Raw genomic sequence first — 3,824 nt, forward strand, 5'->3', positions numbered from 1 at the left:
GGTTTTTCTGAGGTACAACCTTGGTTCTCCGTCAATCAACAGTACGCAGATATCAATGTTGAGCAACAACAGAATGATCCAAATTCGATTTTGAGTTTCTATAAGCAGCTGATTGCTCTGCGTAAGTCAAATGTAAGTTTAGTGGTTGGCCGCTATCAATTGCTGCTACCTAACGACCCTAATATCTATGCTTATCAACGTGTTGCACAAGATATGACATGGACCATTATTACCAATTTAAGTCCACAAGAGAGCATCGTTGATATCGACCGCATGCAATTAGGCGAGTTAATGCTTGATAATCAGAATATCAACAATGAACACGTTCGCTCAGATTTTATAGCGACGCAAATTGCCCCACCTTATGCTGCGTATATATTTGCAAGAAAGCACTAAATTATATTTATCGCAGGGCCTTGATAAGGCTACCCTGCATTTAAACCAAGGAATCATTTATGAGTCAGTTACTATCTTTTGATTTTTGGCAACGATTTGGGAAATCCCTTATCGTTGTTATCGCGGTGATGCCAGCCGCTGGTATCATGATATCACTCGGTAAAGTTGTCGCAATGTATGCCGGTGGTATTGGTGCCATTGAAACACTAGGCGCTATTATGGAAAACATAGGCTGGGGGATCATAGTTAATCTTCACCTATTATTTGCTGTCGCTATTGGTGGATCATGGGCTAAAGAACGTGCAGGAGGAGCATTTGCCGCGCTGATCGCCTTCATCTTAATTAACCGTATCACTGGGGTTATATTAGGCGTGGATAACGCTATGCTCAGTGATCCCGAGGCGGTTGTGATGAGCCTATTTGGTTCTGAGCTACCTGTCTCTCAATTCTTCACTAATATTTTGGGTGCTCCTGCTCTAAATATGGGTGTGTTTATCGGTATTATGTCTGGCTATTTAGGTGCCAACTTATTTAACCGTTATCATGACTTCGCTCGCTTACCTCAGGTATTAGCATTTTTCAACGGTAAGCGTTTTGTACCTTTTGTTGTTATTTTCTATTCGATGATTATTGCGTTTGCTTTATCAATCGTATGGCCTTTAATTCAAGGTGCGCTTAATGATTTTGGTCAATGGATTGCAACCTCTAAAGACACTGCGCCGATCACTGCTCCTTTCTTGTATGGTACGTTAGAGCGCTTATTACTGCCATTTGGTTTACACCACACTTTAACTATTCCAATGAATTACACCGAGTTGGGTGGTACTTATGAGCTTTTAACAGGGGTGAATGCGGGGGCAAGTGTTTATGGTCAAGATCCACTATGGCTTGCTTGGGTTAGCGATTTAAATAATCTTAAATTAAGCGATCCGACAACTTACCAACATCTATTAGATACGGTGCATCCAGCACGTTTTAAAGCGGGCCAAGTTATTATCGCAGCGTCTTCATTGATTGGTATTGGACTTGCGATGTATCACTGTGTTGATAGTGATAAGCGCGCACAATACAAGCCAATGTTTTTATCTGCGTGTCTTGCTGTGTTATTAACCGGTGTGACAGAGCCTATTGAATTCATGTTTATGTTTATTGCTCCTGTTTTGTATGTTGCGCATGCGGTATTAACAGGGATTGCATTTGCGTTGGTCGATGTGATGGACCTACGTATACATGCCTTTGGTTTGATTGAGTTACTCACTCGTATACCTATGATGGTTTCAGCGGGAATCGGTGGTGATTTGGTTCGCTTCGCATTGGTTTCTATTGTTTTCTTTGGTGTTAACTATGGATTATTCCGTGTGCTCATTGTCAAATTTAAATTGCCAACACCGGGCCGTATGGGTAACTACCTCGATGAAAGTTCAGAATCCATGTCAGAAGATGAGAAGATGGACATTATTATTCAGAATTTAGGTGGCCGTGCCAATATTGCTGAGATTGATGCTTGTATGACTCGCTTGCGCATTACAGTTAATGACCCGCAGTTGGTTGCTGAATATGCATTATGGAAGCCGACAGGAGCACTTGGTGCTGTAATTAAAGAACAGGGAGTACAAGTTATTTATGGTCCAGGAGTGGATGTCATTAAATCTAGATTAGTTGAGAAGTTTTCAGCACAACCTGAGTAATTCATTCTCTACCCTAGATAAAATAACCTCGAGAAACGCAGCCTTGAGCTGCGTTTAACTCGCTACAATGAATAAGTGAATAATAAATGAAGTTAATGACGCTAAATACCCATAGTTGGCAAGAAGAGAAACAACTAGAAAAGTTGGATGTGGTAGCGCAAGCCATTATCGAGCAAGGGTGCGATGTCGTTGCATTACAGGAAGTGAATCAACATCAAAATAGCCCGGCTGTTGATGCCAATATATTAACTAATCACACCGTGCTCGCTGATAACTATGGATATTTATTACAGAAAAAACTCATGGAATACGGCTATCACTACCAACTTACATGGGATTTCGTTCATCAAAGTTATGACGTATATCAAGAGGGACTGGCATTCTTGACGCGACTGCCGATTGTCGAGCATGAGGTCATTGACCTAAGTGATAACTATGATGTGAACTTTTGGAAACATAGGCGAGCAGTGCGTATTAAGGTCACTTCTCAACGAGGTGATTTCAATCTTTATAATTGTCATTGCGGCTGGTGGAGTGACTCAGAGAGCTCATTTGAGGACCAGTTCAACAGAATAAAGGCAACATTATCAACAGAGTTGAGCTTTCTATTAGGCGATTTCAACAACCCAAGCCATATACGCAATGAAGGTTATGATCATGTATTACAGTGCGGTTTGATAGATTGTTATGAAATAGCAGAAATAAAAGACTCCGGAACTACTGTAATTAAAAATATTGACGGTTGGGAACAAAATAGCCAAGCGCTACGCATTGATTTGGTTCTTAGTAATCAACCGATGGTGGTAAAGCAGCATCAGGTGATTTTTAATAACGATTTTTATCCGGTTGTATCGGATCACTTTGGGGTTCTGGTGGAAGTAGACATTATTTAATGTTTATTCATAGACTAAACCTGGTAATGACTCCAACTTATTGATAGTGTTTTATGTTCAGATAATGCCCGATGACCTTGTCATGCAGCTCCACCGATTTTGAGAACGACAGTGACTTCCGTCCCAGCCTTGCCAGATGTTATGATGGCGGCGTTGTTTATTTCATGTTCATAATTCCTCAGGTCAGTGTTAAGTCTTGCTGTTGCATCTACAAGTGTATATTCTTTATCGATAATCATAACTTTCTCACGGTAATGCTGCCAACTTACTGATTTAGTGTATGATGGTGATTTTAAGGTGCTTGCGTGGCTTCCATTTCCATCAGATGTCCTTCCTGCTCCACTACTGAAGGCGTGGTGCGTAACGGCAAAAGCACTGCCGGACATCAGCGCTATCTCTGCTCTCATTGCCGTAAAACATGGCAACTACAGTTCACTTACACCGCCTCTCAGCCCGGTACGCACCAGAAAATCATTGATATGGCCATGAATGGCGTCGGATGTCGCGCCAGTGCACGCATTATGGGCGTTGGCCTCAACACGGTTTTACGTCACTTAAAAAACTCAGGCCGCAGTCGGTAACCTCGCGCATACAACCGGGCAGTGATGTGATTGTCTGCGCTGAAATGGACGAACAGTGGGGCTACGTCGGTGCTAAATCACGTCAGCGCTGGCTGTTTTACGCGTATGACAGGATACGGAGGACGGTTGTGGCGCACGTCTTCGGTGAACGCACTCTGGCCACACTGGAGCGTCTTCTGAGCCTGCTGTCGGCCTTTGAGGTCGTGGTATGGATGACGGATGGCTGGCCGCTGTATGAACCCCGCCTGAAGGGAAAGCTGCACGTT

General features: G+C 42.8%; 3 protein-coding genes and 2 pseudogenes. 4 read left to right on the forward strand and 1 reads right to left on the reverse strand.

Annotated elements, in window-relative coordinates; translation table 11 throughout:
- The 3 genes from C5687_RS23595 to C5687_RS23605 form a co-directional block, all read left to right on the forward strand.
- The coding region (locus C5687_RS23595; RefSeq protein ID WP_338013986.1) for an alpha-glucosidase C-terminal domain-containing protein at positions 1–396 on the forward strand (396 nt) is incomplete at its 5' end.
- 59 nt (positions 397–455) lie between these two features.
- A complete protein-coding gene (locus C5687_RS23600; RefSeq protein ID WP_104558167.1) occupies positions 456–2,084 on the forward strand; it encodes a PTS transporter subunit IIBC in 1,629 nt (542 codons plus the stop codon).
- A gap of 86 nt (positions 2,085–2,170) precedes the next feature.
- The gene (locus tag C5687_RS23605; RefSeq protein WP_181594239.1) at positions 2,171–2,977 is read left to right on the forward strand and encodes an endonuclease/exonuclease/phosphatase family protein; all 807 of its coding nucleotides are present in this window, start codon (positions 2,171–2,173) and stop codon (positions 2,975–2,977) included.
- Positions 2,978–3,014: 37 nt separating this feature from the next.
- Here C5687_RS23605 and C5687_RS25430 read toward each other — a convergent pair.
- Positions 3,015–3,116, reverse strand: a pseudogene (locus C5687_RS25430) (IS1 family transposase); the annotation flags it as partial.
- Between the two features lie 166 nt (positions 3,117–3,282).
- Between C5687_RS25430 and C5687_RS23615 the strand changes: the two are divergent.
- Positions 3,283–3,824, forward strand: a pseudogene (locus C5687_RS23615) (IS1 family transposase); the annotation flags it as partial.

This window comes from Enterobacter sichuanensis (assembly GCF_002939185.1).
GTDB classification, from domain to species: domain Bacteria; phylum Pseudomonadota; class Gammaproteobacteria; order Enterobacterales; family Enterobacteriaceae; genus Enterobacter; species Enterobacter sichuanensis.